1 pseudogene is annotated in these 568 nt (G+C 45.2%); it reads left to right on the top strand.

What is annotated here, in order from left to right:
• Positions 1 to 243 precede the first annotated feature (243 nt).
• A pseudogene (locus B5F34_RS17230) lies at positions 244 to 568 on the top strand (group II intron reverse transcriptase/maturase); the annotation flags it as partial.

Below are 568 nucleotides of genomic sequence, written 5' to 3'. Positions count from 1 at the left end.
TTGCAGAACAAACTAAAGCCCTATAGCTATTCGGAACGGTTAGTGTAAATGAAGCAGACATAAGATTGAAAGTTAATACCCTTATCCGAGGAGGTCTCACGGACGCATGAGAATAGTGGAAAAATCGAAATCAGCGGAGTAAAGCTTGCCGTGAGAAGTCAGCAGATGTCATAGTAGCAAGCGTGTCGATAAGTTTGCGAAGGACAGAACTTTATTTAAACGATAATAATTGCAAACTACCGTATGCAGGAAAGAATGCACAAAACTGGAACAGAAGTTTCAGGCTGCCCCAGAGAGCTAAGACGGAATCTGAATGGTATGTGGGAGCGCAGACCTGCCTATGGATGGTTGAAGACAATGTCGTGGAAGTACCATTTGACAGAGCGCATCTGTTAGAGGCTATTCTTTCACCCGGGAATCTGAACAAGGCTTATAAGTCTGTAATCAGCAACAAGGGTTGTGGTGGAATCGACCGGATGTCATGTGAGGAACTTCTCCCATGGCTTCTCGCCAACAAGAAAAGTCTGATATGCTCTTTGCTGGACGGTAGCTACCGTCCCAACCCTGT

The organism is Mediterranea sp. An20, from assembly GCF_002160055.1.
Lineage (GTDB): Bacteria > Bacteroidota > Bacteroidia > Bacteroidales > Bacteroidaceae > Bacteroides > Bacteroides avicola.
This window is presented reverse-complemented; position numbering and strand designations above follow the sequence as displayed.